Origin of the sequence: Streptomyces sp. PsTaAH-137, assembly GCF_003259365.1 — a bacterium.
Lineage (GTDB): Bacteria > Actinomycetota > Actinomycetes > Streptomycetales > Streptomycetaceae > Streptomyces.
On record NZ_QLLY01000004.1, the window covers coordinates 361,502 to 387,936 of the forward strand.

Genomic DNA, 26,435 nt, shown 5'->3' on the forward strand with positions numbered 1-26,435 from the left:
CACCGTCCTGGCATTCGAGCCGTCGGCTACACGTCAACAACGGCCTACGATCGTCACACGAAAGCACTGCAGGGGTGCCTCGAGGCAGCGTAACTTAGCCTCCCAAGACACCCACGCCGCAAGTGCCCGCCGCCCGTGTACCAACCGCGCACCAACCGTTCAAGGGGTTCCCTTCCGTGAGTCTCCACCCCAGCCTTCAGTCCTACGCCGACGCCTGGACCCACTCCGTGGAAGCGATATCCGAGCTGGTCACACCGCTCGCGGAGGGCGAGTGGAGCCGGGCGACCCCGTGCCCGGGCTGGTCGGTCCGCGACATCGTCTCGCACGTCATCGGCGTGGACTGCGAGATGCTCGGCGACCCGCGGCCCATCCACACCCTGCCCCGCGACCTCTACCACGTGAAGACGGAGGCGCAGCGCTACACGGAGGTCCAGGTCGACGTCCGCCGCCACCACACGGCGCCGGAGATGGCCTCCGAGCTGGAGTACACGATCATCCGCCGGTCACGGCAGCTGCGGAACGAGACCCGTGAGCCCGAGACCATCGTGCGCGGCCCGCGCGCGGTCGAGGAGACGCTGGAGTTCGCCCTGCGGCGGCGGGCGTTCGACATCTGGGCGCACGAGCAGGACCTGCGGTGGGCGCTCGGCAAGCCGGGCAACCTCGACTCCCCGGGCGCGCACGTGACCCGCGACATGCTGCTCGCCGTGCTGCCGAAGATCGTCGCGAAGGACGCGGGGGCCCCGGCGAACTCGGCGGTGGTCTTCGACGTGCACGGGCCGATGGAGTTCCTGCGCACGGTCCGCGTGGACGCCGAGGGCAAGGGCACGATCGACGGCGCTCCCTCGCTGGGTCCCGCGGTGACGCTCGCGCTGGACTGGGAGACGTACGTCCGGCTGTCCTGCGGCCGGGTCACCCCCGAGTCGGTCGCGGACCGCATCAAGATCGAGGGCGACCAGGACCTGGCCACAGCCATCCTGCACGCGCTGGTCGTCACGTCGTAGGGCGCGGGCCTGCTGGAGCGCTCACCCCGCCCCGGCCCGCCGCGCCTCACACAGGAACGTGCACCGAGGTGACCCGGGAGGCCACCAGCCGCTCCCGCTCCGCCCGAGCAGCCCGCTTCCGCAACCGCAGAATCTGGCTCACCCCGACCCCCTGCAGCACGAACACCGCGGCGAACGCGATCCGGTAGTTGTCCCCGGTCGCGTCGAGCAGCACGCCCACGGCCAGCAGCGTCGTCATCGAGGCGACGAACCCGCCCATGTTCACGATCCCGGACCCGGTCCCCTGCCGCTCCGGCGGATTCGCCGGACGCGCGAAGTCGAAGCCGATCATCGAGGCGGGCCCGCACGCGCCGAGCCCCACGCACATCACGAGCAGCAGCCACATCGGCGACCGCCCCGGCCACGCCATGGGCGCCGCCCACAGCACGGCCACGGCGGCGACGGTGCCGAGCGCCAGCGGCAGCCGCGCCGCGTGGTGCCGGGCGACGATCTGCCCGTAGACGAGCCCGATGACCATGTTGGAGAGCACGACGAGCGTCAGCAGCTCGCCGGCCGTCCCGCGCGAGAGGCCCTGTGCCTCGACCAGGAACGGCAGCCCCCACAGCAGCAGGAACACCATCGCCGGGAACTGCGTGGTGAAGTGCACCCACAGGCCGAGCCGGGTCCCCGGCTCCCGCCAGGACGCGGCGATCTGGGCACGCACGTACGCGGCGCCCTTGTGCGTCGTCGGCAGCGGCGCGGGCTCGAACCCCTCGGGGTGGTCCTTGAGGAACAGCACCATCAGGACCAGGACGAGGACGCCGAGCAGCGCGCTGCCCGCGAACGCCGTCTCCCAGCCGACCCCGTGCAGCAGCCGGGCGAGCACCAGGGTGGAGACCAGATTGCCCGCCATGCCGACCAGACCGGCGAGCTGCGCGACCAGCGGACCGCGCCGCGCGGGGAACCAGCGCGTGCCGAGCCGCAGCACGCTGATGAACGTCATGGCGTCCCCGCAGCCGAGCAGCGCGCGCGAGGCGAGCGCCATGCCGTACGAGGACGAGAACGCGAAGCCGAGCTGTCCGACGGTGAACAGCACCACGCCGAACGTGAGCACCCGCTTCGTGCCGAGCCGGTCGACCATCAGGCCGACGGGTATCTGCATGCCCGCGTACACGAGCAGCTGGAGGATGGAGAAGGTCGACAGGGCCGAGGCGTTGATGTGGAAGCGCTCGACGGCGTCGAGTCCGGCCACCCCCAGCGACGTACGGAAGACGACGGCGACGAAGTAGACGGCGACGCCGATCGACCACACGACGACGGCCCGCCGGCCGCCGGGCGGATCGCCGGGCAGGGACGGGGCGGCGGCGGAGCTGCTCATCGTTCCTCACCCCGGGCCAGGTCGCGCACGCGCGAGACGTGCCGGCGCACCACGGTCACGGCGGCCTCCATGTCCCCGGCGCGCAGCGCGTCGAGGATCTCCTCGTGCTCGGCGAGGGTCTTCGCCGTGCGGTCCGGGTGGGCCTGCATCACGACGACGCCCATCCGCAGCTGCCGGTCGCGCATCTGGTCGTAGACGCGGGAGAGGATCGCGTTGTTGCCGCTGCGCACGATCTCCGCGTGGAAGCAGCGGTCGGTGGCGGCGGCCTCGGCGAGTTCACCGGCGGCGACCTGCGCGCGTTGCTGTTCGAGCAGCTCGGTCAGCCGCTCGATGAGGTACGGGGAGGCGGGCACGGCCTTGCGCACCGCGTGCTCCTCGACGAGCAGCCGGGTCTCCACGACGTCCGCGATCTCCTGCGCGGAGACGGGCAGCACGAGGGCGCCCTTCTTCGGGTAGAGCCGCAGCAGTCCCTCGACCTCCAGCTTGAGCAGGGCCTCGCGGACCGGGGTGCGGGAGACGCCGACCGCCTCGGCCAGCTCGCCCTCGGTGAGCAACGTCCCTCCCTCATAACGGCGTTCGAGCACGGCACGCTTCACGTGGTCGTAGACGCGCTCCGCGGCGGGCGGGCGTTTTTCGGTGACGGTCGAGGGCATGCGCACATCATAGATACAACACGTACGCAAGTCGGCCGCCGTCCACCATGCGGGACACAGGAAGTCGCACGGAACCGTGCAACCCTTCTCCCGCCTCATTCGTCTCTTCAGTGCGGGCGCCCTATCCCAACGGGCCGCCTCCCAGGGGCATTTGGAGCGTACAAGTTGAATAGACGCATAACGGGCATGGCTGTTCTCGTCTCGGGAGCCCTGCTCTCCAGCGGAGTGCTGACCACCTCCGCCCAGGCCGCCGCACCGGCCAAGCCGTCCATCGCCGCCAAGGGCGGCTACGTGATGAACAACGGAACGGGTTCGTCCCTGTTCACCAAGTCCGCGGACACCCGGCTGTCCACCGGCTCCACCACGAAGATCATGACCGCGAAGGTGGTGCTGGCCCAGTCGAACCTGAACCTGGACAGCAAGGTCACGGTCCAGAAGGCGTACAGCGACTACATAGTGTCGAAGGGCGCCTCGTCGGCCCGCCTGATCGTCGGCGACAAGGTCACCGTCCGCCAGCTGCTCTACGGGCTGATGCTCCCCTCGGGCTGTGACGCGGCGTACGCCCTCGCGGACAAGTTCGGCTCGGGCTCGACCCGCTCGGCGCGCGTGAAGTCGTTCATCGGCAAGATGAACTCCGAGGCGAAGAAGCTGAACCTGAAGAACACCCACTTCGACTCGTTCGACGGCATCGGCAACGGCTCGAACTACTCGACGCCGCGCGATCTCACCAAGATCGCGAGCAGCGCCATGAAGAGCTCGACGTTCCGTTCGGTCGTGAAGACCAAGTCGACGAAGCAGAAGGTCACCACGAAGTCCGGTGGCTACCGCTACATGTCGTGGACCAACACGAACACCCTGCTGGGCTCGTACTCGGGCGCCATCGGCGTGAAGACCGGCTCCGGCCCGGAGGCGGGCTACTGCCTGGTGTTCGCGGCGACCCGCGGCAGCAAGACGGTGATCGGCACGGTCCTGAAGTCGACCTCCGTCTCGGCCCGCACGTCGGACGCCAAGAAGCTGATGGACTACGGCTTCAAGAAGTAGGTTCCGCGCGGCACGAGGAAGGGGCGCCCCGTCACACGGGGTGCCCCTTCTGTCGTACGGCTCTAGGACCAGGTCAGCAGACGCTTGGGCCGTTCGAGGACGGCCGCCACGTCCGCGAGCACCTTGGACCCCAGCTCCCCGTCGACCAGGCGGTGGTCGAAGGAGAGAGCCAGCGTCATCACGTGCCGCGGCTTGATCCTGCCCTTGTGCACCCAGGGCTGGAGCTTGATCGCCCCGACGGCGAGGATCGCCGACTCACCCGGGTTCAGGATGGGCGTCCCGGTGTCGATGCCGAAGACACCGACGTTGGTGATGGTGACGGTGCCACCCTGCATGGCACCCGGCGAGGTCTTCCCCTCGCGCGCGGTGGCCACCAGCTCGCCCAGCGCGGACGCCAGTTCGGGCAGCGTCTTGGCCTGGGCGTCCTTGATGTTCGGGACGATGAGCCCGCGGGGCGTGGCGGCGGCGATGCCCAGATTCACGTAGTGCTTCTGGACGATCTCCTGGGCCGCCTCGTCCCAGGACGCGTTCACCTCCGGGTTGCGCCGGATGGCGACGAGCAGCGCCTTGGAGATGAGCAGCAGCGGGTTGACCCGCAGCCCCGCCATGTCCTTGTCGGACTTCAGCTCCTCGACGAGCTTCATCGTGCGCGTCACGTCGACCGTCACGAACTCGGTGACGTGCGGCGCGGTGAACTTCGAGGCCACCATCGCCTGCGCGGTCGCCTTGCGGACCCCCTTGACCGGGATCCGGGTCTCGCGCACGGAGTCGTACGAGGCCACGGGCGCCGCGGCGGGCGCCGGAGCCGGGGCCCGCACCGGGGCCTCGGGCGCGGCGGGCGCGGGCGGGGCCACCGCCGCGTGCACGTCCTCCCGCGTGATGATCCCGTCCGGGTTCGCGGGGATCACGGTGGCCAGGTCGACCCCGAGGTCCTTGGCCAGCTTGCGCACCGGCGGCTTCGCCAGCGGCCGCTGCTCGGTGAGGACGGCCGCGGCGGTGCCGTTGGCGGCCGCGGGGTCCTTGCGGGCGCGCCGCTTGGTGGAGGACTCGGCGACGCCGTAGCCGACGAGCACCGGCTGCCGCCCGCTCGCCTCCTCCGCGACGGGCTCCTCGACCGTCTCCTGGACAGGGGCCTCGGCGACGGGCTCCTCCCCGGCCGTCCGCACCGAGATGATGACCTGTCCGACGTCGACGGTCGTGCCCTCGGGGAACTTCAGCTCGCCGACGACCCCGTCGAACGGGATCGGCAGCTCGACGGCCGCCTTGGCCGTCTCCACCTCGCACACGACCTGCCCGTCGGTGACCGTGTCACCGGGCTGTACGTACCACTTGAGGATCTCGGCCTCGGTCAGACCCTCGCCCACATCGGGCATCTTGAACTCGCGCACCATGACGTTCGACCTCTCCCTCAGTACGCCAGCGAGCGGTCGACGGCGTCGAGCACCCGGTCGAGGCCCGGCAGGTACTCCTCCTCCAGGCGCGCCGGCGGATACGGCGCGTGGTACCCGCCGACCCGCAGCACGGGCGCCTCCAGGTGGTAGAAGCACCGCTCGGTGATCCGGGCGGCGATCTCCGCGCCGGAGCCGAGGAACACGGGCGCCTCGTGCACGACCACCAGGTGCCGCGTCTTCTCCACCGACTTCTGCACGGCGTCGAAGTCCAGCGGCGAGATGGAGCGCAGGTCGAGGACCTCGATGGACGTGCCTTCCTCGGCGGCGACCGTGGCGGCCTCCAGGCAGACCTTCACCATCGGCCCGTAGGCGACGAGCGTCAGGTCGGTGCCCTCGCGGGCGACGACGGCCTTGTGCAGATCGGCCGGGACGGCCTCGGTGTCGACCTCGCCCTTGTCCCAGTAGCGGCGCTTGGGCTCGAAGAAGATCACCGGGTCGTCGCTCTGGATGGCCTGCTGGAGCATCCAGTACGCGTCCGACGCGTTCGACGGCGTGACCACCTTCAGGCCCGCCACGTGCGCGAACAGCGCCTCGGGCGACTCGCTGTGGTGCTCGACCGCGCCGATGCCGCCGCCGTACGGGATGCGCACGACGACCGGCACCTTGACCTTGCCGAGGGCGCGGGCGTGCATCTTCGCGAGCTGCGTGACGATCTGGTCGTAGGCGGGGAAGACGAACCCGTCGAACTGGATCTCCACCACCGGCCGGTAGCCGCGCAGCGCCATGCCGATCGCGGTGCCGACGATGCCCGACTCGGCGAGCGGGGTGTCGATGACCCGGTCCTCGCCGAAGTCCTTCTGCAGCCCGTCGGTGACCCGGAAGACACCGCCGAGCTTGCCGACGTCCTCGCCCATGACGAGGACCTTCGGGTCGGTCTCCAGCGCCGTGCGCAGGGATTCGTTGATCGCCTTGGCGATCGGGAGCTTCTGTACGGCCATCTCAGGCACCCTCCTCCGCGAACGACGCCTGGTAGGCGGCGAACTGCGCGCGCTCCTCGTCGACGAGCGCGTGCCCGTCCGCGTACCCGTGCTCGAACATCGCCATCCGGTCCGGGTCCTGCATGCCGCGCACGGCCTCGCGCACCCGCCGGCCGAGCGTCTCGCTCTCGGTCTCCAGGTCCGTGAAGAACTCCGCGCCGGTGTCGGTGTGGTTCTCCAGGTACGCGCGCAGCCGCAGGATCGGGTCCTTCGCCTCCCACGCGACGCGCTCCTCGTCGGCCCGGTACTTCGTCGGGTCGTCGGAGGTGGTGTGCGCGCCCATCCGGTACGTGAACGCCTCGACCAGCGTCGGGCCCTCACCGGCGCGCGCCCGCTCCAGCGCCCACCGGGTCACGGCGAGGCAGGCCAGGACGTCGTTGCCGTCGACGCGGACGCCCGGGAAGCCGAAGCCCTGCGCGCGCTGGTAGAGCGGCACCCGGGTCTGCTTCTCGGTCGGCTCGGAGATCGCCCACTGGTTGTTCTGGCAGAAGAACACGACCGGGGCGTTGTACACGGCGGAGAACGTGAAGGACTCCGCGACATCGCCCTGGCTGCTGGCGCCGTCGCCGAAGTACGCGATCACGGCCGAGTCCGCGCCGTCCTTGGCGATGCCCATGGCGTAGCCGGTGGCGTGCAGCGTCTGCGAGCCGATGACGATCGTGTACAGGTGGAAGTTGTTGGTGTTCGGGTCCCAGCCGCCGTTGTTCACGCCGCGGAACATCCCGAGCAGGTTCTCCGGCTCGACCCCGCGGCACCAGGCGACGCCGTGCTCGCGGTAGGTCGGGAAGACGTAGTCGTCGTCGCGGGTGGCGCGCGCGGAGCCGACCTGGGCGGCCTCCTGGCCGAGCAGCGAGGGCCACAGGCCCAGCTCGCCCTGGCGCTGGAGCGTGACGGCCTCCGCGTCGAAGCGGCGGGCCATCACCATGTCGCGGTACAGGCCGCGCAGCGCGTCGTCGGTGATGTCGGCGACGTACGTGTCGTACTCGGTGCTCTTGACCCGCTCGCCCTCGGGGGTCAGGAGCTGGACCAGGTCCGACTTCCCCTTGGCGGCTGCGGTCCTCCCGGGGGACTTCTTCGCAGTCTTGCTCGCGGCAGTCCGCTTGCGCGGGGTGCGCGCTGCGCCAGTGCTGGCAGCACTGTCAACGGTCACGTGTGCTCCTCGGTCGGTCCGGCCCCCGGGATTGCCGGATGGCCAGTCGGCTCGGCTCGCCTGATCCGTCCACGCACGGGGTGGGTGCGAGGTTGTCGGAGACAGGCGCGACAAGTGCTCCGGCAAGCACCCTTCACCCCGCACGTTACCCAGTGGGTCACACATCTGCGAAACCCCATCTGACCTGCGATTTTGCTTGGATTTCCAAGTAAGTGGTTGATTGGATTTCCTAGTAATCGCACCTCGGACGGAGCGCCGCAGGTCAACAGCTGTGCGACGGCACCTGGTAACAGCGTGGCAGGGGGCCGGAACACCGGCACGTTATCCCGGTCACCCCTTGGTCATCTAGGGCGCGGCGCGAGTTCGTATGTGAGACTGACTCCGTGCGCGAAGACGGAAAAATCAAGGTATTTCTCCTCGACGACCATGAAGTGGTCCGCAGGGGAGTCCATGAGCTGCTGTCGGTCGAGGACGACATCGAGGTCGTCGGCGAGGCCGGCACCGCGGCCGACGCCCTGGTGCGCATCCCCGCCACCCGGCCCGACGTCGCCGTCCTGGACGTGCGGCTGCCGGACGGCAGCGGGGTCGAGGTGTGCCGGGAGATCCGCTCCCAGGACGAGTCGATCAAGTGCCTGATGCTGACGTCGTTCGCGGACGACGAGGCCCTTTTCGACGCGATCATGGCCGGTGCCTCGGGCTATGTCCTGAAGGCCATCCGCGGCAATGAGCTGCTGACGGCCGTACGGGACGTCGCCGCCGGGAAGTCGCTGCTCGACCCCGTGGCCACCGCCCGGGTCCTGGAGCGGCTGCGGGACGGCGGCCGCAGCAAGGAGGACGACCGGCTGGCCGGCCTCACCGAGCAGGAGCGGAAGATCCTCGACCTGATCGGCGAGGGCATGACCAACCGCGCGATCGGCGAGCGCCTCCATCTCGCCGAGAAAACGATCAAGAACTATGTCTCCAGCCTGCTGTCGAAGCTCGGCATGGAGCGCCGCTCCCAGGCGGCCGCGTACGTCGCCCGTATGCAGGCCGAGAAGCAGCACTGAGCGCGTTCGCTCCGTGACCGTCGGCTCACCCGGATGCCCGCCCACACGGGACGTAGGTCCCTCGTGGTCGGGGCGGGCTCCTCTTTTCCGGCGCGCTGTCGGCATCGCACAGTGGTGACATGCCCTCCGAGACGCAGCCGGACCTGGACCGCGGCTTCGAGCTTCTCTCCCGAGTGCCGTACGGGAGAGTCGCCACCAGCATGCGTGCCCTGCCCTTCCTCGCCGCCGCCCGCCACGTCGTGGCCGACGGCCGCCTGCTGCTGCGCATGCACCGGGGTTACGGCTACCACCAGGCGTGCGTCGGCAGCGTCGTCGCGTACGGCGCGGACAACCTCGGCACCGAGCGGCCGGGTGAGCCGGGCCAGTGGTCGGTGCAGTGCGTCGGCACCTGCGAGCTGATCGAGCCCAGCACGGCCGAGCTCGAACTCTTCGGATCCGCCCCGCACTACGCGGACGACGAGATCTACGAACCGGTCTATCTGTGCGTCACCCCGCAGTTCATGACGGTGCACGAGCTGCGGGGCGGGTCCGCCGCGGTCGAGCCGCCTGCGGTGCGGGTACGCCGGCCCTGACCGGGACCTGCGGCGGGCAGGCCCCGGTCGGCGCCCCTGATCAGGGAGTGGCCGTGGGCGGGGTCGGCGTCGCGCCGCCGTTGCCCGCCGTGCTGCCGTCGGTCGTCCCGGCGTCGGTGCCGCCGTCCGAGGTACCGGCGTCGGTGCCGCCGTCCGTACCTCCGTCGGTGCCGCCGTCCGTGCCGCCGTCGGTGCCGCCGCCGCCCGTGTTCTGACCGCCGTCCGTGCCGTCCGTGGGCGAGCCCGTGTCCGACGGCGCCTCGCTGGTCGGCTGGCGGGTGGGCGTCGACTGCGTCGTCTGCTCCGGCGGGGGCTGGTTGGTGTAGTCGCCGGTGTCGCCCGTGTCCGTGTCCTCGGTGGTCGCCTCGTCCGAGGGCTCCTTGGACTTCTTCGTCTCGGACTGGGTCGGCGTCGACGACTCCTTCGTCCCGCCGCCCTTCTCGCCACCGCTGTTGCTGACCGCCCAGGCGACGCCGACCGCGATCGCGATCACCGCGAGCACGGCCACGATCCACAGCTTGCCGCGGCCGCCGCCCTTGTTCCCGCCGCCCTCGAAGCCGCCGTCGTCGCCCGGCGGACGCAGCATCGGCTGGGCGGCCGTACCGCTGTCACCGGGCTGCATGACCGTGGTGGCCGCGACGCCCATCGCCGGGGTGCCGCCGCCCTCGTGCAGGCCGACAGGACCGGTGTTCCAGGTGCCGGTGTGGCCGCCCTGCTCGTACAGCATCTGGAGCCCGTACTGGACGAGCCCGCGCATCTCCTCGGCCGTCTGGAACCGGTCGTCCGGGTCCTTGGCGAGCGAGCGCATGACGAGGCCGTCCAGCTCCGGCGGCACCGCGTCCGAGACCTCGGAGGGCGGCACGGGGGAGTCCTGGACGTGCTGGTAGACGACGGACAGCGGCGTCTCACCGGTGAACGGGGGCCGCAGCGCGAGCAGTTCGTAGAGCAGGCAGCCCGTCGCGTAGAGGTCCGAGCGGTGGTCGACGGCCTTGCCGAGCGCCTGCTCGGGGGAGAGGTACTGGGGCGTGCCCATGACCATGCCGGTCTGCGTCATGGTCGACTGAGCGCCGTGCAGGGCGCGCGCGATGCCGAAGTCCATCACCTTCACCGCGCCGGTGTTGGTGATGATGACGTTCGCGGGCTTGATGTCACGGTGCACGATGCCGTGCTGGTGCGAGTACGCGAGCGCTTCCAGGACCCCGGAGACGATGATCAGGGCCTGCTCGGGGCCCGGCGCCTCGGCGTTGAGCAGGAGGTCGCGGATGGTGCGGCCCTCGACGATCTCCATGACGATGTACGGAACGGTCGAGCCGTTCACGTGGTCCTCACCGGAGTCGTAGACCGCGACGACCGCGTGGTGGTTCAGGCCGGCGACCGACTGGGCCTCGCGCGTGAAGCGGGCCTTGGAGACCGGGTCCTCGGCGAGGTCGGCGCGGAGCAGCTTGACGGCGACGGTGCGCCCGAGGCGTACGTCCTCGGCCGCGAACACCTCGGCCATGCCGCCCCGGCCGAGTCTGCGGGTCAGCCGGTACCGGCCGTCCCCGACGAGCCCGCCGTTGCCCCACATCTCCGGCGCGTCTGACATACCGCCGCCAGTCGACTCGGGGTCGGACGGGCCCTGAGCGCCTGCCTGTGCCATCGGTCCTCGCCGTCGTTTCTGTGCGCGCTGCCGGATTCCTGTATCCCGTCGGAGTACGCGCGGTTGTGAATTACGGTCTCCGTCGCGGCCACGCTACAGGCTCCGGACACCGCCCCGGCCCGAGACGGACCGGACATCAAACCCGTTGGCGTGCAGGCCATGCAAATCGTGCGCGCCAATTCTGTGCCGCTCCGCTGACCACTGCCCGCATAACGGTCACGTAACGGGCATCCCGCCCCGGCGCCCGGTGGCGAAGCTCACTCGGGCGGCGACCGCACACGAGACGGGTCCGGCCCGCGCTGCTCGCGCGGGCCGGACCCGTCTCCCGTTCTGATGCGCTCTACACGTATTGATGCGCCCTTTTGCCGCGCCCTACAGGTACGGGCCGCCCGAGCGGCCGCCCGTACGGGGGTCCTCGCCCTCGTCGTCACCGCCACCGACGCCCGGCGGCAGCGCACGGCGCATCTGCTCCAGCTGGGCCCGCGCCGCCATCTGCTGGGCGAACAGCGTGGTCTGGATGCCGTGGAACAGGCCCTCCAGCCAGCCCACCAACTGGGCCTGCGCGATCCTCAGCTCCGCGTCGGTCGGCGTCGCGTCGTCCGTGAAGGGCAGGGAGAGCCGCTCCAGTTCCTCGACGAGCTCGGGCGCGAGGCCGTCCTCCAGTTCCTTGACGGAGCTGGCGTGGATCTCCTTGAGCCGCTGCCGGCTCGCCTCGTCCAGCGGAGCCACGCGCACCTCTTCGAGCAGCTGCTTGATCATGCTGCCGATCCGCATCACCTTGGCGGGCTGTTCCACCATCTCCGTCACCGGGACCTCGCGGGAGCCGTCGTCTGAGCCGCCACCCAGAGCCATTCCGTCCTGGCCCACGACCAAGATCTGCGGGTTCTCCGGCGACTGTTCGTTCCTCGGCATCTCCATGCCGCCATTCTCTCGCACCGAGCACTCACATGACCGTGGTGCCCCCGTTACCGGTTGATCCACCGTTCCGCCGGACCTCAAATCCGGCGTGCCCGTTTTATCCAGCCATGTGAGGCTTGGCACAGACATCGGGTGATCGACGGAAGGGGCAGGGGCATGGGGCGGCTTCGGTGGGCGGTGGGCGCGCTGGCCGTGCTGCTCGCGCTGCCGCTGTTCCTGGGGGGCGCCGTGCTCCCGGGCTCCGGCGCGTACGCCGCCGAGCCCTCGCCGCACGAATCCCTCGCCGGCAGCCGGGCGGGGGTGGGCCGCACCCCGCCCGGCCGTGAGCTGCCCGCGCCGGAGAAGTCCGAGACCGAGGCGCCGCCGCCCTCGGAACCGGCCGCGACGCCCGCGCCGCGCGACACCGAGCGGCCCTCCGCCGCCCGCCAGTCCCTGGTCCGGCGGGGCCTCGGCGGACCGCTCGTCAACGTGCTGCCGCTGGGCGCGGGCCTGCTGCTGACCGGGCTCGGGCTCGGCTTCCTGGCGCTGCGGCTGCGCCGCTGACTACGCGTTCCTCAGCAGCACCTTGCCGATGTGGCCCGACTCCTCCAGGACCCGGTGGCCCTGCGCCGCGTCGCTCATGGGCAGGCTGCGGTCCACGATCGGCCGTACGTGCCCGCCCTCGATCAGCGGCCACACGTGCTCGCGCACCGCCGCGACGACCGCCGCCTTCTCCGCGAGCGGGCGGGCCCGCAGCGTGGTCGCCGTGATGGCACCGCGCTTGCCCAGCAGCGTGGCGATGTTCAGCTCGCCCTTGACGCCGCCCTGCATGCCGATGATGGCGAGCCGGCCGTTGACGGCGAGGGCGTCGACGTTGCGGTTCAGGTACTTGGCGCCCATGTTGTCGAGGATGACGTCCGCGCCCGCGCCCGCGGTGTTCTCGCGGATCTCCTCGACGAAGTCCTGCTCGCGGTAGTTGATGAGGATGTCCGCGCCCAGCTCGGCGCAGAAGTCCAGCTTCTCCTTGGTGCCCGCGGTCACCGCGACCTTGGCGCCGACGGCCTTGGCCAGCTGGATCGCCATGGTGCCGATGCCGCTGGACCCGCCGTGCACCAGGAAGGTCTCCCCCGGGCGCAGGTGGGCGATCATGAAGACGTTCGACCAGACGGTGCAGGTCACCTCGGGCAGCGCGGCGGCCGTGACGAGGTCGATGCCGCGGGGCACCGGCAGCAGCTGACCGGCGGGGACGACGACCTTCTCGGCGTAACCGCCGCCGACGAGCAGCGCGCACACCTCGTCGCCGACCGACCAGCCGCCGACCCCGGGACCGAGCGCGGCGATCCGCCCCGCGCACTCCAGACCGGGGTACGGGGACGAGCCGGGCGGCGGGTTGTAGAAGCCCTGCCGCTGGAGCAGATCGGCGCGGTTGACGGCGCTGGAGACGACCTCGACGAGGACCTCCCCCTCGCCGGGCACGGGGTCGGGGACCTCCGCCCACACGAGCGCCTCGGGTCCGCCGGGTTCCGGGATCGTGATCGCATACATGGCCGCGAGGCTACTCCCGTCCGTTACGGCAGCGGCTTCGTGTCGGGCACCACCTGCCGGGTCGGCGTGACCCGCGCGATGGTGATCAGCCGGTCGGTGAGCTGGAGCGTGCCGACCGCCGGATCGTCGTAGCCGAGCATCCGGTGCCCGCGGACGACGCTGACCACCAGGTCGTCGGTGTCCCGAGGCTTCAGCCCGACCTCGGGCTTGGTCACCGTCCGCTCGACCAGGTCGAGGCCGCTGCCCTTCTGGATCAGGTCCTCCATGACCATGCCCGCGTGCGGGCTGAGCACCGACAGGCCGAGCAGGCGGCCCGCCGCGCTGGCGCTGGTGATGACGGCGTCGGCGCCCGACTGGCGCAGCAGCGGCGCGTTCTCCTCCTCGCGCACACACGCGACGATCTTCGCGGCGCGGTTCAGCTGCCGTGCCGTCAGCGTCACCAGGACGGCGGTGTCGTCGCGCTGCGTGGCGACGATGATCTTCCGCGCCCGCTGCACCTCGGCCCGGAGCAGCACACTGCTGCGGGTCGCGTCGCCCGTGACTCCCGCGTAGCCGAGGGCGGTGGCGGCCTCGATGGCCTTGCCGCTGGGGTCGACGACCACGACCTGCTCGGGCTTGAGACCGGTGGCGCAGACCGTTTCCACGGCGCTGCGGCCCTTGGTTCCGAAGCCGACGACGACGACGTGGTCACGCAAGGTGGACCTCCAGCGGTTCAGACGCCATTCCTCGCGGGTCCGTTCGGTGAGGACCTCGAGCGTGGTGCCGACCAAGATGATCAGGAAGAGCACGCGCAGCGGCGTGATGACGAAGATGTTGATGAGACGGGCGAAGTCACTGACCGGCACGATGTCGCCGTAGCCGGTGGTGGAGAGGGTGACGGTCGCGTAGTAGAAGGAGTCGAGAAGGTCGACCGTGCCGTCGGACGTGTCGTTGTAGCCGCTGCGGTCGGCCCACACGATCATCGCGGTGGCCAGCAGCACGGTCAGCGCCATCAGGACCCGGCGGGCGACCTGACGCAGCGGCCGCTCGACGACCCGCCGGGGCAGTTTCACCCGGTAGGTCGTCGTACGCTCGTCGGCTTGGCGCGCCATGGCGTCATGGCCGGCCAGTTTCACGTGAAACACCCTTCTTCTGCGCGCGAGTTGAGGGCCCTGCTGGCGCGGGGCCCGGATATGTGTGAGGTGGCGGGGCGGGGTTCGGCGGTCATCGTGACCCCCAGGACCACGGCAGGTCGAGGATCTCGACCTCCTGGCCCTCCTTGGCGCCGCCCGGCGGGATCACCGCGAGGGCGTCGGCGGCGGCGATGCCGCGCAGCATGGCCGGGCCGTTGTAGCGCAGCGGCACCGCCCAGTCGTGTCCGCTGCCCTCGTCCTGCCGTACGACGACGGGGACGAGCCGGGTGTCGCCCGGGTGCCCGTGGACGGAGGTGTGGAGCGGGGCGCTGTACGGCTCCGTGTGCCCGGCCCGGCCGGACAGCTCCCGCAGCAGCGGTTCGGCGAGGGTGAGCAGCCCGGAGACGGCGGCGAGGGGGTTGCCGGGCAGGCCGACGAGGTGCCGGCCCTCCTTGAGACGGGCGAGCAGCATCGGGTGTCCGGGGCGGACCGCGACCCCGTTCACGAGGAGTTCGGCGTCGACGGCGCGCAGGGTGGGGTGGACGTGGTCGACGGGGCCCGACGCGGTGCCGCCGGTCGTGACGATCAGGTCGGCGGTGGACTTCCGTACCGCCTTGAGCAGCGCCTTCGCGTCGTCGCCGAGCCTGCGCACGGCCGTGACCTCGACGCCGAGCGCGCGCAGCCAGTGCGGCAGCATCGGTCCGAGCGCGTCCCGGATGAGGCCGTCGCGGGGCCGCCCCGAGGTCAGCAGCTCGTCGCCCAGGACGAGCACCTCGACCCGGGGGCGGGGTACGACGGTCAGCTCGTCGTAGCCCGCGGCGGCGGCCAGCCCGAGGACCGCCGGGGTGACGACCGCGCCCGTGGGCAGCAGCAGTTCACCGCTGCGGCACTCCTGGCCGCGCGGCCGGATGTCCTGCCCGTGCGTGACGTCGCGCAGCGGGTGCAGCCGTCCCTGGTCGTCCAGGTGTCCGTGCTCGGAGCGGATGACGGCGGTGGTGTCCGGCGGGATCCGGGCGCCGGTCGCGATCGCCGCCGCCTCGCCGTCGGACAGCTCGGGCGGCGGCTCGTGCCCGGCGAGGATCCCCTTGGCCCGGACGTCCCAGGGGCCCGGCCCGGCCACGACCCAGCCGTCCATGGCGGACGTGTCGAAGGACGGCAGGTCGGTCAGGGCGGTGAGGGGCGCGGCGAGGACGAGACCCAGGGCCTCGCCGAGCGGGACGCGGGATGCGCCGGACGGGACCCGCGCGGGCTCGCTCGGGTCCTCGGCGCCCTCGGCGTCCTCGCCCTGTTTGTCGGCCTGCTTGTCGGCGGCGGGCCGCGGCGGCGGGGTGTGGTCGGTGAACGGGAGCCCGGGGAGCGGCAGTTGGTTCTCGTCCACGGGGACGGGCGCGATGGCGTCGAGCGCGTCGACGGCGCTGGCCGGCATCGCGGGCTGGACCCGGGGTTCCGCCGCGCGGGCCTCTGTCGTACGGGGGTGGGGGGCCTGCGGGGTACGGGCCCGGTGCTGGGCCGCGGACCGGCCGGCCTGGGCGGCGGCGCGGCGGGCGGCCGACCATGACGTTCCCTCACCGGAGCCGTGGGCGTGGGCGCCGGGTGCGGTGTGCGGGGCGTCCGGGGCCGGGCGGGCGCCGGGCGGGGCCGGCTGCCGGTCGCGGTCCGGACGGGCGGGGGCCGAGCTCTGCGTCTGCGGCGAGGCGGGAGCCGTTGGAGCCGGGGCGTCGTCGGGCCGGGGCCCGCTCCGGCCGCCGTTGGCCAGCGCGAGCGCCTCTTCGACGTCGCCGTCCAGCGGGTCGGCGTGAGCGGCCCGCGCGTGCGGCCCGCTCATCCCGCGTCGCCGGACTCGGCGTCCGCCGCGGCGGCCTCCTCGGCCCACCGGTTGGCGAGCGCGGCGGCCTTGGCGGCGGCCGCGGCCACGGCTTCGGGGCCGCCGCCCGCCCGCCCGGCCGCGTACCCGACGAGGAACGTCGTCAGCGGTGCCGCGGGGCGCGCGACCCCGTGCGCGGCGTCACGGGCGAGATCGAGCAGGACGCCGGTGTCGACGTCCAGGTCGATACCCAGTTCGTCCTTGGCTGCGGAGATCCATTCATCCAACACGTGACCATGCTCCCTGATCCGTGATCGGGCGGCGGCGATGTCGTCCCAGGTGTCGCAGTCGAAGGAGGCGGCGGGGTCGACGGGATCGGTGCGTCGGGCGAGCCGCAGATCCCTGGTGAGCAGCCGTAACGGCAGCCCGGTGAGCGCCCCGTGCTCCCGCGTCAGGGCGTCCAGCGTCCGGCGCAGCGGCGCCACCCGATAGGCGGCCACCAGCGGCTGGTCCCGGCCGTCCGCGTCGGTCAGCAGCGCCGCTTCGGCGTCCTGCGCGGCGAGCGTGTCGAGCAGCAGCCGGACGGTGCGCGGCTCCAGGAACGGCAGGTCGGCGGAGAGCGCGACGACCGTGTCAGGACCGGTCTGCGCGGTGCTTGCGAGGGCCCGAACTCCCGCCCCCAGAGCGGCGAGCGGCCCACCGCCCGGCGGCTCCTCGCGGGCCCAGCGGACCGGGCGCGCGGTCGGCCTGGGCGCGGCCACGACGACGGTGTCCCGGGCCCCGGCGCAGGCGGCGAGGACCCGGTCGAGCAGGGCGCGGCCGCCGACCCGCACCCCGGGCTTGTCGGCGCCGCCGAGCCGACGCGCGGCACCGCCCGCGAGGACGACGGCGTCGTACGCGGGTTCGGTGCGCCGGTCGGGCGTGGCGGCTTCGGTCATCCCCCGAGTATGGGCGCAGAACCGATCATTGCCACCCCGGGGGACACCGACGCGGCGCCCCCCGACGACGCCGGGCCGGTCAGAGCGTGCGCAGCAGCACCGCCGGCTGTTCCACGCAGTCCGCCACGTACCGCAGGAAACCGCCCGCCGTGCCGCCGTCGCAGACCCGGTGGTCGAAGGTGAGGGAGAGCTGGACGACCTGGCGGACCGCCAGTTCCCCTGCGTGCACCCAGGGTTTGGCGGCGATCCGGCCGACGCCGAGCATGGCCGCCTCGGGGTGGTTGATGATCGGCGTGGAGCCGTCGACCCCGAACACCCCGTAGTTGTTCAGCGTGAAGGTGCCGCCGGTGAGTTCCCCGGGTGTCAGGGTCCCGGTCCTGGCCTTGTCGGTGAGCCGCGCGAACTCGGCGCTCAGCGACTCGGCGCCGCGCGTGTGGGCGTCCCGTACGACGGGGACGACGAGGCCGCGCTCGGTCTGCGCCGCGAACCCGAGGTGCACCTCGTCGAGCCGGACGATCTCGCGGCGGGCCGTGTCCACCGTGGCGTTCAGCTCCGGGTAGCGGGCCAGGGCTGCCGTGCAGATCCGGGCGAGGAGCGCCAGGACGGAGATCTTCGGCCCGGCGGACGGACCGGTCGCGGCGTTCATCGCCGCGCGCGCGTGCAGCAGTTCCGTGGCGTCGGCGTCCACCCAGCAGGTGGCGTCGGGTATCTCGGTACGGCTGCGGGACAGCTTGTCGGCGATCGTGCCCCGTATGCCGCGCAACGGGGTGCGGTGGCCCTGCGGGGCGTTCGGGGTCGCCGAGGGCTCTGATGCTGCCGGGGCTGCCGGGACTGCCGGTCCCGCCGGGACGGATGTGACCAGCGGTGCGGCGGAACGCTCCGTCACCGCCCGCTCGACGTCGGAGCGCAGGATGAGCCCGTCGCGCCCCGAGCCGGTCAACTGCCGCAGATCGAGGCCGTGTTCCCGCGCCAGTCTGCGCACGAGCGGCGAGATCACGGCGACCGGTCCGGTGGGCCGCGCCGCGAACGTCTCCGCGACCGTCTCCGTGGTGGACGCGCCGGACACGGCGGTCGGTACGGCGGCGGACTCGGCACGCCGGGGCTCACGCCGGTCGGGCACCCCGGCCCCGGTCGCCGCCGTGGGCCGCACGCGCCTGCGGCGGGCGGGCGCGGCGCTGGTCCCGTATCCCACCAGCACGTTCCCCGAAGCGTCCGGCTTCTCCTGGGCCGCGGCTTCCTTCACCGGCTGCACCGGCGCGGCGGCATCCTCGGAGCCCTCGGCGCCGACCGCGACCGTCAACAGCGCGGCCCCGACCGGCAGCTCGGCCCCCTCGTCGCCGAAGCGGGCCGTGACCACGCCCCCGTAGGGACACGGCACCTCGACCATCGCCTTGGCGGTCTCCACCTCCACGACCGGCTGGTCGACGGCGACCACGTCACCGACGCGCACCAGCCAGCTCACGATCGTCGCCTCGGTGAGTCCCTCCCCGAGGTCGGGCAGCTTGAACTCCAGCACCTGCGCCATCAGCCCACCGTCCCTCACCGGACCCCTCGCCGGCCCTGTCACGGGTCCCATGTTCACTGGTCCCACTGCAGTCGCGCCACCGCGTCGAGCACCCGGTCCACACCGGGCAGGTGGTGCCGCTCCAGCATCGGCGGCGGGTACGGGATGTCGAACCCGGCCACCCGCAGCACCGGCGCCTGAAGGTAATGGAAGCACCGCTCACTGACGCGGGCGGCGATCTCCCCGCCGGGGCCGCCGAAGCCCCCCGACTCGTGCACCACGACCGCGCGCCCGGTGCGTCTCACGGACGCGGCCACCGTCGCGTCGTCGAACGGCACCAGCGAGCGCAGGTCGATCACTTCGAGGTCCCAGCCCTCCGCCTGGGCCGCCTCGGCCGCCTCCAGGCAGACGGGCAGCGACGGTCCGTACGTGATCAGCGTGGCACCGGTCCCGGGGCGGCGGACAACTGCCGTCCCGATCGGTTCAACGTCCGCCGGCCGCTCGGGGTTCCAGGTGTCCTTGCTCCAGTAGAGCCGCTTGGGCTCCAGGAACACCACGGGGTCGTCCGAGGCGATCGACTGCCGCAGCAGGCCGTACGCGTCCGCGACCGTGGCCGGGGTGACGACGGTCAGGCCCGGCGTCGCCATGTAGTACGCCTCGGAGGAGTCGCTGTGGTGCTCGACGCCACCGATGCCGCCGCCGTAGGGGATCCGCACGGTCAGGGGCATCGGCAGGGCGCCGCGCGTGCGGTTGCGCATCCGCGCGACGTGCGACACCAGCTGCTCGAACGCGGGGTACGCGAACGCGTCGAACTGCATCTCCACGACCGGCCGCAGCCCGTACATCGCCATGCCGACGGCGGTGCCGAGGATGCCCGCCTCGGCCAGCGGGGTGTCGGTGCAGCGGTCCTCGCCGAACTCCTTGGCGAGCCCGTCGGTGATCCGGAAGACACCGCCCAGGGTGCCCACGTCCTCGCCCATGACGTGCACGGACGGGTCCTCGGCCATGGCGTCCCGCAGGGCGCGGCCCAGCGCCTGCGCCATGGTGGCGGGCTTGGCCGACCCGGCCGCCGGCGGCTTCGCGACCGTGGTCATGCCTGGTCCCCTTCCGCCTCGGCGTCCAGCTCGGCCCGCAACTGGTCGGCCTGCTCCCGCAGTTGCGGGGTGCGCTCGGCGTACACGTCGCCGAACAGGTCCATCGGGTCGAGCGCCGGGTCCTGGTTCATCCGCTCGCGCAGCCCGGCCGCCATGGTCTCCGCGTCGTCGCGCACGGCCTGGATGCCCGCGTCGTCGATGAGCCCGCGCTCGGTCAGCTCGCGCTCCAGGAGGAGGATCGGGTCGTGCGCCCGCCAGGTCTCGACCTCGGCGTCGGTGCGGTAGCGCGTCGCGTCGTCGGCGTTGGTGTGCGCGTCCATGCGGTACGTGACGGCCTCCACCAGCGTCGGACCGTGCCCCTCACGCGCGCGGGCGACCGCTTCGGAAAGCACCTCGTGCATCGCCACCGCGTCGTTCCCGTCGACCAGGCGGCCCGGCATCCCGTACCCGACGGCCTTGTGGGCCAGGGTGGGCGCCGCGGTCTGCTTGGCGAGCGGCACGGAGATGGCGAACCCGTTGTTCTGGACGAGGAAGACGACCGGGGCCTGCCACACGGCGGCGAAGTTCAGCGCCTCGTGGAAGTCGCCCTCACTGGTGCCGCCGTCGCCCACCATGGCGAGCGCCACCACGTCGTCGCCCTTGAGCCGGGCGGCGTGCGCGAGGCCCACGGCGTGCGGCAGCTGGGTGGCCAGCGGTGTCGACAGCGGTGCGATGCGGTGCTCACGCGGGTCGTATCCGGTGTGCCAGTCGCCGCGCAGCAGCGTGAGCGCCTGGACGGGGTCGAGGCCCCGGGCGACGGCGGCGAGGGTGTCGCGGTAGCTGGGGAAGAGCCAGTCGCGCTCCTGGAGGACCAGCGCGGCGGCCACCTCGGCGGCCTCCTGGCCGGTCGTCGACGGGTAGACGGCCAGGCGGCCCTGGCGGGTCAGCGCGGTCGCCTGCGCGTTGTACCGGCGGCCGTGCACCACCTCGGCGTACAACCGGCGCAGCAGCGCCGGATCGGCCTGCGCGGCGGCGTCGGTGCCCAGGACCCGGTACGGCTCCGCGTCCGGCAGCAGCGGCGCGGGGTCCGTGCGGGGCTGCCAGGCGGGCGGCGGAACGGGGGTGGTGCGGGAGTCCCGCTGTTCCATGACCGTCATGACGACACCTCCTCGTGGGAGCGGTTCGAGAGCGCGTCGGGTGTGACCCGCCTCACCTACCGATTGTTCGGTCGTCGGCACATTTTGGCTACAGGCCCCTCCAGGCTGTGGACAAACGGTTCTCCACAGCCTGAGATGAATGCAGTACGTCCATGGTAAGGAGGCGGGGGCACATGGCATCTGAACAAATGGCCGACGGCTCCGGGGCCCGGCCCCTGGACTCCATCGACCGCGACATCCTCCAGATGCTCCGGACCGACGGCCGCGCCTCGATACGCTCCGTGGCCGAGCGCGTCCATGTGTCACGGGCGAACGCCTACGCGCGGATCAACCGCCTCATCGACGACGGGGTCATCCGCGGCTTCGGCGCCCGCGTCGACCACGAGCGGGCCGGGCAGGGCGCATCGGCGTACATCACGCTCAAGATCGTCCAGAACACCTGGCGCACGGTCCGCGACCAGCTGCGCCTGATGCCGGAGGCCGCGCACATCGCCCTGGTCAGCGGCGACTTCGACGTCCTGATCCTGGTGCACACCCGCGACAACCGCGCCCTGCGCGAACTGGTCCTCACCAAGCTCCAGGCCATCCCCGAGGTGCTCAGCACCCGCACGCTGCTGGTCTTCGAGGAGGAGACCCTCGATTCGGGGGCCGCGGACGCCTGAGCGCTGCTCAGCCCTCTTTGCGCAGCCCTTCGAAGACCAGTTTCGCCACGGCCTCGGCCACCTCGGCGCTGTCCAGCTCGCCGCGGCCGGGCCGGTACCACTCCACGATGGAGTTGATCATTCCGAAGACGAGCCGGGTCGCGAGCCGCACCTCGATGTCGCCCCGTACGTCGCCGTCGGCGGCGGCCGCCTTGAGCAGCGCGGCGACCTGGTGGTCGAACTCCCTGCGCCGCTCCATCGCCCAGCGCTCGGTGGCGGTGTTCCCGCGGACCCGCAGCAGCAGGGTGACGTAGGGCAGTTCGCCGGTCAGCACCTCGACCATGCGCCGGGTGACGTACTCCAGGCGCTCGACCGCCCGCCCCTCGCGCGCGGGCGGCTCGTCGAGGATCCCGAAGAGCCCGTCGAGCGCCCTGGTGACGGCACGGCGCAGCAGCTCCTCCTTGCCCGTCACGTGGTGGTAGATCGACGACTTGGAGATGCCGGCCGCCTTGGAGAGGTGCTCCATGGACGTGCCGTCGTAGCCGCGCTCGTTGAAGACGGTCACGGCGACCGCGAGCAGGGACTGCGGGGTGTAGGTGTCACGCCGTGCGGTGGTCACGCGGAGCCCTCCCACTTCTTGGGGTCGTACGAGTGCCTGAGCAGGGCGAGGGAGGGTGCGCAGCGCCCTGAGGGGTCCCGGTCGCGCAGCTCCTCCAGCAGGCCGCAGGCCCAGTTCCGGCCCAGCTTGCGGCTCCATTCGAAGGGGCCGAGGGGGTAGTTGACGCCGAGCCGCATCGCGGTGTCGATGTCCTCCTCGGTGGCCACCCCGCGCGCGAGTGCGTCGTGCGCGAGGTCGATGATCCGGGCGACCGTACGGGCGACGATCATGCCGGGGACGTCCCCGATGACGCTCACTTCCTTGCCGAGCGCCTGGAAGAGCCCCACGGCCTCGCGCAGGGTGCGCGGGTTGCCGTCCTGGCAGGCGGCGAGCGCGATGCGGGTGGCGGAGCGGTAGTCGAGGGCGAGGTCGAAGTAGACGACGTCCCGGAACTCGATGGACGTCTGCCCGTCCGCCTGCACCAGCTGGCCGCCGCCGGGCAGCACGATGCGGGTGCCCTTGTCCTCTTCCTCCTGGGTGACCTCGATGCCCGCCTCGCGCATCATGGCGATCAGCTCGCCCGCGTTCTCCAGGTCGCCCTCGACGGTCACGCGCGCGGGCGGGGCGGCCGGGGCGGCGGTGTGCGGCTCGGCCCGGTCGTCGCCCCGGGCGTCGTCCCCGTACGCGTACCAGCCCTGGCCCGACTTGACCCCGAGGCGTCCCGCCTCGACGAGCCGGCGCTGGGCCAGGGACGGACGGAACCTCGCGTCCTGGAAGAAGCCCTCCCACACGGAACGGGTGACCGCCTCGTTCACGTCCTGGCCGATGAGGTCCGTCAGCTCGAAGGCGCCCATCTTGAAGCCGCCGCTCTCGCGCAGCACCGCGTCGATGGTGGCGGGGTCGGCGCCCTGCTCCTCGTAGACCGCGAACGCCTCCGCGTAGAAGGGCCGCGCGATCCTGTTGACCAGGAAGCCGGGGGTGTCGGCGCAGGCCACCGGGGTCTTGCCCCAGGCGCGGGCGGTCTCGTACGCGCGCGTGGCCGCGGTGACGTCCGTGGAGTGGCCGGAGACGACCTCCACGAGCGGCAGCAGCGGCGCCGGGTTGAAGAAGTGCAGTCCGACGAAGCGGCCGGGGACGCGCAGCGCGCCGCCGATCGCCGTCACGGACAGGGACGACGTGTTCGTGGCGAGCAGGCAGTCGTCGTCGACGATCTCCTCCAGCTCGCGCAACAGCTCCTGCTTGACGTCCAGTTGCTCCAGGACGGCCTCGACGACGAGGGCCGCGGGGGCCAGCTCGTGGAGGGTCTGCGCGGGCTCCAGGCGCGCGACGGCCACGTCGCGCTCCTCCGCGCCCATGCGCCCCTTCTCGACGAGCCGGTCCAGGCGCGCGGTGATCGACTCGGCGGCCGCCCGGGCCCGGCCCGGTACGGCGTCGTACAGCCGGACGGGATGGCCCGCGGTGAGCGCGACCTGGGCGATGCCCTGACCCATGGTGCCGGTGCCGACCACGCCGACGAGGCGGTCATGTGCAGTCATGGCGCGATCCTCCCGTACGTACGTCCGGACCGGTTCCCCGGGGCCGGATGGACGGGTTTTCCACAGCTTTTCCCCGCCCCCTTGTCCCGACCGATCGTTCGGTTACTCTAACTCTTGCTGGGCGCCGTCGCCCAGCCCCGCACCGCCCGGTCCCAACCGGCCAGCCGGCTCGACGAGGAGCCGGAGCCGAGGAGGAGTTGGTCCGCCATGGCCGCCGCCGAAAGCACCGCGCACGACCTGATCGCCCAGCACCGGCCCACTCTCGACCAGGCGCTGGAGACCATCCGCACGCGCGCGTACTGGTCCCCGCACCCCGAGCACCCGAAGGCGTACGGCAGCGAGGGCGGCAGCCTGAGCATGGCCGAGGGCAAGGCCGCCTTCGACGCCCTGCTCGGCACCCGCGTCGACCTCGGACAGCCCGGCACGGACGATTTCGTCGGCGGTGAAGTCTCTCCGTACGGAATCGAGTTGGGCATCACGTATCCGCACGCGGACGTGGACGTGCTGCTGCCCGCCATGCGCGCGGGAATGCGCGCGTGGCGGGAGGCGGGCGCCGAGCTGCGGGCCGTGGTGTGCCTGGAGATCCTGGCCCGGATCAGCGCCCGCACCCACGAGTTCGCGCACGCGGTCATGCACACCAGCGGCCAGGCGTTCATGATGGCGTTCCAGGCGGGCGGCCCGCACGCGCAGGACCGCGGCCTGGAGGCGGTGGCGTACGCGTACGCGGAGCAGGTGCGCACCCCGGACGCGACGCAGTGGTCCAAGCCCCAGGGCAAGCGCGATCCGCTGCTGCTGACCAAGGAGTTCACCCCGGTCGGGCGCGGCATCGCGCTGCTGATCGGCTGCAACACGTTCCCGACGTGGAACGGGTATCCGGGCCTGTTCGCCTCCCTCGCGACCGGCAACCCGGTGCTGGTGAAGCCCCACCCGCGCGCGGTGCTGCCGCTCGCGCTCACCGTCCGGGTGGCCCGCGAGGTGCTCGCCGAGGCGGGCTTCGACCCGAACCTGGTGGCGCTCGCCGCCGAGCGCCCCGGCGAGGGCATCGCGAAGACCCTCGCCGTCCGCCCCGAGATCCGGATCGTCGACTACACGGGCTCGACGGCCTTCGGCGACTGGCTGGAGACCCACGCCCGCCAGGCGCAGGTCTACACGGAGAAGGCGGGCGTCAACACGGTCGTCATCGACAGCACGGACGACTACAAGGGCATGCTGGCGAACCTCGCGTTCTCGCTGTCCCTGTACAGCGGCCAGATGTGCACCACCCCGCAGAACCTGCTGGTGCCGCGCGACGGCATCACCACGGACGCGGGCCCGAAGTCGTACGACGAGGTGGTCACGGACCTCGCGGCGGCGGTCGCCGGCCTCCTCGGCGACGACGCGCGGGCGGCCGCGCTGCTGGGCGCGCTCGTCAACCCCGACGTGAAGGCCCGCCTGGAGGCGGCGCCCGGACTCGGTGAAGTCGCCCTGCCCTCACGGGAGGTGGCGAACGCGGAGTTCCCCGACGCCGTGGTGCGCACCCCGGTGATCGTGAAGCTCGACGGCACCAAGCCCGACGCCGAGGCGGCCTACATGAGCGAGTGCTTCGGCCCGGTCTCCTTCGCCGTCGCCGTCGACTCCACCGGGGACGGCCTGGAGCTGCTGCGCCGCACGGTGCGCGAGAAGGGCGCCATGACGGTCGGCGCGTACACCACCTCCGACGACGTGGCCGAGGCCGTCGAGGAGGTCTGCCTGGAGGAGTGCGCCCAGCTCTCGCTCAACCTGACGGGCGGGGTGTACGTGAACCAGACGGCGGCGTTCTCCGACTTCCACGGCTCGGGCGGCAACCCGGCGGCGAACGCGGCCCTGTGCGACGGCGCCTTCGTGGCGAACCGCTTCCGGGTGGTGGAGGTCAGGCGCGACGGCGCCTGAGCCTGCCAGAGACGGGCTCTCAGGGAGCCTGCGTGCTGTGCGCGCTCCAGTGGAAGAGGGTCATGCCGACGCTGGTGGCCAGGTTGTAGCTGGAGACCTGGGGCCGCATCGGCAGCGACACCAGATGGTCCGCACGCGCGCGCAGGGCGTCGGAGAGGCCGCTGCGCTCGGACCCGAAGGCGAGCAGCGCGTCGTCCGGCAGGGTCAGGCCGCGGATGTCGGCGCCCTCGGGATCGAGCGCGTACAGCGGTCCTTCGGGCAGGTCGTCGACGGTCAGCCGCTCCACGGCGGTCGCGAAGTGCAGCCCGGCCCCGCCCCGGACGACGGTGGGGTGCCAGGGGTCGAGGCTGCCCGTCGTGACGACCCCGGCCGCCCCGTACCCGGCGGCCAGGCGGATGACGGCGCCCGCGTTGCCGAGATTGCGCGGCTCGTCGAGGACGATCACCGGGGTGGTGCGTCCCGTCCGGCCGAGGGCCGCCAGGTTCCCGGCCCGCGACGGGCGGCCGGCGAGCGCGGCGACCCCGGTGGGGTGCAGGCGCGGCACGAGGGAACGCAGTAGGTCCCCCGGCACCTCCACGAGCCGCGCGGCCAGCTCCCCCGCGACATCGGGGGCGAGCTCGTCGGCCAAGGCGCCCGCCCCCTTCTTGTCGGCGGCGAGCGCGACGCGGACGTCGGCACCGAAGCGCAGGGCGTGCTTGAGAGCGTGGAAGCCGTCGAGGAGCACCGCGGTGTCCGCGGCCCGCCGCCAGGCCCGTACGGCCTCCTCGGCGCCGTCGGCCCCCTCGTGGAGTCCGCCGTGCCCGTCCGCCGTGCTCGCCTTGCTCATGGCAGGAAGC

Annotated in this window: 24 protein-coding genes; 7 read left to right on the top strand and 17 right to left on the bottom strand. The window is 72.2% G+C overall.

All coding sequences use genetic code 11. The features are described 5' to 3' along the window. Nucleotides 1–176 precede the first annotated feature (176 nt). Nucleotides 177–1,001 (top strand): maleylpyruvate isomerase family mycothiol-dependent enzyme, encoded by an 825-nt coding sequence (locus tag K377_RS10700; RefSeq protein WP_111662986.1) that lies wholly within the window; start codon nucleotides 177–179, stop codon nucleotides 999–1,001. A 46-nt stretch (nucleotides 1,002–1,047) separates the two neighbouring features. Here K377_RS10700 and K377_RS10705 read toward each other — a convergent pair whose 3' ends face one another. Together K377_RS10705 and K377_RS10710 are read right to left on the bottom strand one after the other, a co-directional pair. After that, complete coding sequence (locus K377_RS10705) at nucleotides 1,048–2,358, bottom strand: nitrate/nitrite transporter (protein ID WP_111662987.1); 1,311 nt, start codon at nucleotides 2,356–2,358, stop codon at nucleotides 1,048–1,050. Next, nucleotides 2,355–3,011: a GntR family transcriptional regulator gene (locus K377_RS10710; protein WP_111662988.1), complete on the bottom strand. Its 657-nt coding sequence runs from the start codon at nucleotides 3,009–3,011 to the stop codon at nucleotides 2,355–2,357. Before K377_RS10710 ends, K377_RS10705 begins: the two co-directional genes overlap by 4 nt. A gap of 186 nt (nucleotides 3,012–3,197) precedes the next feature. On the opposite strand from K377_RS10710, the gene K377_RS10715 reads away from it, so the two are divergent. After that, nucleotides 3,198–4,052: a D-alanyl-D-alanine carboxypeptidase family protein gene (locus K377_RS10715; protein ID WP_111662989.1), complete on the top strand. Its 855-nt coding sequence runs from the start codon at nucleotides 3,198–3,200 to the stop codon at nucleotides 4,050–4,052. Nucleotides 4,053–4,114: 62 nt separating this feature from the next. Here K377_RS10715 and K377_RS10720 read toward each other — a convergent pair whose 3' ends face one another. From K377_RS10720 to pdhA (K377_RS10730), 3 genes are read right to left on the bottom strand one after another with little or no spacing between them, the layout of a single operon-like run. Further along, nucleotides 4,115–5,443 (bottom strand): dihydrolipoamide acetyltransferase family protein, encoded by a 1,329-nt coding sequence (locus K377_RS10720; protein WP_111662990.1) that lies wholly within the window; start codon nucleotides 5,441–5,443, stop codon nucleotides 4,115–4,117. Nucleotides 5,444–5,460: 17 nt separating this feature from the next. Continuing rightward, nucleotides 5,461–6,441: an alpha-ketoacid dehydrogenase subunit beta gene (locus K377_RS10725; RefSeq protein ID WP_111662991.1), complete on the bottom strand. Its 981-nt coding sequence runs from the start codon at nucleotides 6,439–6,441 to the stop codon at nucleotides 5,461–5,463. Nucleotide 6,442: 1 nt separating this feature from the next. Beyond that, on the bottom strand, nucleotides 6,443–7,630 hold the full coding sequence (pdhA, locus tag K377_RS10730) for a pyruvate dehydrogenase (acetyl-transferring) E1 component subunit alpha (RefSeq protein WP_111662992.1): 1,188 nt from the start codon (nucleotides 7,628–7,630) through the stop codon (nucleotides 6,443–6,445). A gap of 383 nt (nucleotides 7,631–8,013) precedes the next feature. On the opposite strand from pdhA (K377_RS10730), the gene K377_RS10735 reads away from it, so the two are divergent. Beyond that, on the top strand, nucleotides 8,014–8,676 hold the full coding sequence (locus K377_RS10735) for a response regulator transcription factor (protein WP_111662993.1): 663 nt from the start codon (nucleotides 8,014–8,016) through the stop codon (nucleotides 8,674–8,676). 119 nt (nucleotides 8,677–8,795) lie between these two features. Next, nucleotides 8,796–9,248 (top strand): pyridoxamine 5'-phosphate oxidase family protein, encoded by a 453-nt coding sequence (locus K377_RS10740; RefSeq protein ID WP_111662994.1) that lies wholly within the window; start codon nucleotides 8,796–8,798, stop codon nucleotides 9,246–9,248. 40 nt (nucleotides 9,249–9,288) lie between these two features. On the opposite strand, the gene K377_RS10745 is transcribed toward K377_RS10740, so the two are convergent. Next, a complete protein-coding gene (locus K377_RS10745; protein ID WP_375605918.1) occupies nucleotides 9,289–10,833 on the bottom strand; it encodes a protein kinase in 1,545 nt (514 codons plus the stop codon). Between the two features lie 426 nt (nucleotides 10,834–11,259). Then, nucleotides 11,260–11,805, bottom strand: a complete 546-nt coding sequence (locus tag K377_RS10750; protein WP_111662996.1) for a bacterial proteasome activator family protein — start codon at nucleotides 11,803–11,805, stop codon at nucleotides 11,260–11,262. Between the two features lie 156 nt (nucleotides 11,806–11,961). Here K377_RS10750 and K377_RS10755 point away from each other — a divergent pair, with 156 nt between their 5' ends. After that, nucleotides 11,962–12,348: a hypothetical protein gene (locus tag K377_RS10755; protein ID WP_202454902.1), complete on the top strand. Its 387-nt coding sequence runs from the start codon at nucleotides 11,962–11,964 to the stop codon at nucleotides 12,346–12,348. Here the strand turns inward: K377_RS10755 and K377_RS10760 are convergent, their stop codons facing one another. From K377_RS10760 to pdhA (K377_RS10790), 7 genes are all read right to left on the bottom strand, one after another. Continuing rightward, complete coding sequence (locus tag K377_RS10760; protein WP_111662997.1) at nucleotides 12,349–13,329, bottom strand: NAD(P)H-quinone oxidoreductase; 981 nt, start codon at nucleotides 13,327–13,329, stop codon at nucleotides 12,349–12,351. A 23-nt stretch (nucleotides 13,330–13,352) separates the two neighbouring features. Further along, nucleotides 13,353–14,444, bottom strand: a complete 1,092-nt coding sequence (locus K377_RS10765) for a TrkA family potassium uptake protein (RefSeq protein WP_111662998.1) — start codon at nucleotides 14,442–14,444, stop codon at nucleotides 13,353–13,355. 88 nt (nucleotides 14,445–14,532) lie between these two features. Then, on the bottom strand, nucleotides 14,533–16,266 hold the full coding sequence (locus tag K377_RS10770; protein ID WP_111662999.1) for a molybdopterin-binding protein: 1,734 nt from the start codon (nucleotides 16,264–16,266) through the stop codon (nucleotides 14,533–14,535). Continuing rightward, complete coding sequence (locus K377_RS10775) at nucleotides 16,263–17,183, bottom strand: NTP transferase domain-containing protein (RefSeq protein ID WP_111663000.1); 921 nt, start codon at nucleotides 17,181–17,183, stop codon at nucleotides 16,263–16,265. The genes K377_RS10770 and K377_RS10775 overlap by 4 nt, the downstream gene beginning before the upstream one ends. A 79-nt stretch (nucleotides 17,184–17,262) precedes the next feature. Then, on the bottom strand, nucleotides 17,263–18,708 hold the full coding sequence (locus tag K377_RS10780) for a dihydrolipoamide acetyltransferase family protein (protein ID WP_111663001.1): 1,446 nt from the start codon (nucleotides 18,706–18,708) through the stop codon (nucleotides 17,263–17,265). 53 nt (nucleotides 18,709–18,761) lie between these two features. Next, nucleotides 18,762–19,781, bottom strand: a complete 1,020-nt coding sequence (locus K377_RS10785) for an alpha-ketoacid dehydrogenase subunit beta (protein ID WP_111663002.1) — start codon at nucleotides 19,779–19,781, stop codon at nucleotides 18,762–18,764. Next, nucleotides 19,778–20,917 carry a pyruvate dehydrogenase (acetyl-transferring) E1 component subunit alpha gene (gene pdhA / locus K377_RS10790; RefSeq protein WP_111663003.1) on the bottom strand — a complete coding sequence of 380 codons (1,140 nt, stop codon included), beginning with the start codon at nucleotides 20,915–20,917 and terminating at the stop codon, nucleotides 19,778–19,780. The genes K377_RS10785 and pdhA (K377_RS10790) overlap by 4 nt, the downstream gene beginning before the upstream one ends. Before the next feature lie 173 nt (nucleotides 20,918–21,090). Between pdhA (K377_RS10790) and K377_RS10795 the strand changes: the two genes are divergently transcribed. After that, nucleotides 21,091–21,579: an Lrp/AsnC family transcriptional regulator gene (locus K377_RS10795; RefSeq protein ID WP_111663004.1), complete on the top strand. Its 489-nt coding sequence runs from the start codon at nucleotides 21,091–21,093 to the stop codon at nucleotides 21,577–21,579. A gap of 7 nt (nucleotides 21,580–21,586) precedes the next feature. On the opposite strand, the gene K377_RS10800 is transcribed toward K377_RS10795, so the two are convergent. Both K377_RS10800 and K377_RS10805 read right to left on the bottom strand, forming a co-directional pair. After that, nucleotides 21,587–22,177: a TetR/AcrR family transcriptional regulator gene (locus K377_RS10800; RefSeq protein ID WP_111663005.1), complete on the bottom strand. Its 591-nt coding sequence runs from the start codon at nucleotides 22,175–22,177 to the stop codon at nucleotides 21,587–21,589. Further along, a complete protein-coding gene (locus K377_RS10805) occupies nucleotides 22,174–23,691 on the bottom strand; it encodes a 3-hydroxyacyl-CoA dehydrogenase (RefSeq protein WP_111663006.1) in 1,518 nt (505 codons plus the stop codon). Before K377_RS10805 ends, K377_RS10800 begins: the two co-directional genes overlap by 4 nt. Before the next feature lie 207 nt (nucleotides 23,692–23,898). Here K377_RS10805 and paaN point away from each other — a divergent pair, with 207 nt between their 5' ends. Further along, nucleotides 23,899–25,599 carry a phenylacetic acid degradation protein PaaN gene (paaN, locus tag K377_RS10810; RefSeq protein WP_111663007.1) on the top strand — a complete coding sequence of 567 codons (1,701 nt, stop codon included), beginning with the start codon at nucleotides 23,899–23,901 and terminating at the stop codon, nucleotides 25,597–25,599. A 19-nt stretch (nucleotides 25,600–25,618) separates the two neighbouring features. Here paaN and K377_RS10815 read toward each other — a convergent pair whose 3' ends face one another. Beyond that, nucleotides 25,619–26,425 (bottom strand): RNA methyltransferase, encoded by an 807-nt coding sequence (locus K377_RS10815; RefSeq protein WP_111663008.1) that lies wholly within the window; start codon nucleotides 26,423–26,425, stop codon nucleotides 25,619–25,621. Nucleotides 26,426–26,435: the final 10 nt, after the last annotated feature.

Coding starts and splice junctions, on each gene's coding strand:
- K377_RS10760 (WP_111662997.1), bottom strand. CDS start 13,329: ATGTATGCGATCACGATCCCGGAACCCGGCGGACCCGAGGCGCTCGTG.
- K377_RS10785 (WP_111663002.1), bottom strand. CDS start 19,781: ATGACCACGGTCGCGAAGCCGCCGGCGGCCGGGTCGGCCAAGCCCGCC.
- K377_RS10795 (WP_111663004.1), top strand. CDS start 21,091: ATGGCATCTGAACAAATGGCCGACGGCTCCGGGGCCCGGCCCCTGGAC.
- K377_RS10740 (WP_111662994.1), top strand. CDS start 8,796: ATGCCCTCCGAGACGCAGCCGGACCTGGACCGCGGCTTCGAGCTTCTC.
- K377_RS10710 (WP_111662988.1), bottom strand. CDS start 3,011: ATGCCCTCGACCGTCACCGAAAAACGCCCGCCCGCCGCGGAGCGCGTC.
- K377_RS10815 (WP_111663008.1), bottom strand. CDS start 26,425: ATGAGCAAGGCGAGCACGGCGGACGGGCACGGCGGACTCCACGAGGGG.
- K377_RS10720 (WP_111662990.1), bottom strand. CDS start 5,443: ATGGTGCGCGAGTTCAAGATGCCCGATGTGGGCGAGGGTCTGACCGAG.
- K377_RS10770 (WP_111662999.1), bottom strand. CDS start 16,266: ATGAGCGGGCCGCACGCGCGGGCCGCTCACGCCGACCCGCTGGACGGC.
- K377_RS10775 (WP_111663000.1), bottom strand. CDS start 17,183: ATGACCGAAGCCGCCACGCCCGACCGGCGCACCGAACCCGCGTACGAC.
- K377_RS10805 (WP_111663006.1), bottom strand. CDS start 23,691: ATGACTGCACATGACCGCCTCGTCGGCGTGGTCGGCACCGGCACCATG.
- K377_RS10755 (WP_202454902.1), top strand. CDS start 11,962: ATGGGGCGGCTTCGGTGGGCGGTGGGCGCGCTGGCCGTGCTGCTCGCG.
- K377_RS10715 (WP_111662989.1), top strand. CDS start 3,198: ATGGCTGTTCTCGTCTCGGGAGCCCTGCTCTCCAGCGGAGTGCTGACC.
- pdhA (WP_111663003.1), bottom strand. CDS start 20,917: ATGACGGTCATGGAACAGCGGGACTCCCGCACCACCCCCGTTCCGCCG.
- K377_RS10745 (WP_375605918.1), bottom strand. CDS start 10,833: ATGTCAGACGCGCCGGAGATGTGGGGCAACGGCGGGCTCGTCGGGGAC.
- K377_RS10725 (WP_111662991.1), bottom strand. CDS start 6,441: ATGGCCGTACAGAAGCTCCCGATCGCCAAGGCGATCAACGAATCCCTG.
- K377_RS10705 (WP_111662987.1), bottom strand. CDS start 2,358: ATGAGCAGCTCCGCCGCCGCCCCGTCCCTGCCCGGCGATCCGCCCGGC.
- K377_RS10750 (WP_111662996.1), bottom strand. CDS start 11,805: ATGGAGATGCCGAGGAACGAACAGTCGCCGGAGAACCCGCAGATCTTG.
- paaN (WP_111663007.1), top strand. CDS start 23,899: ATGGCCGCCGCCGAAAGCACCGCGCACGACCTGATCGCCCAGCACCGG.
- K377_RS10780 (WP_111663001.1), bottom strand. CDS start 18,708: ATGGCGCAGGTGCTGGAGTTCAAGCTGCCCGACCTCGGGGAGGGACTC.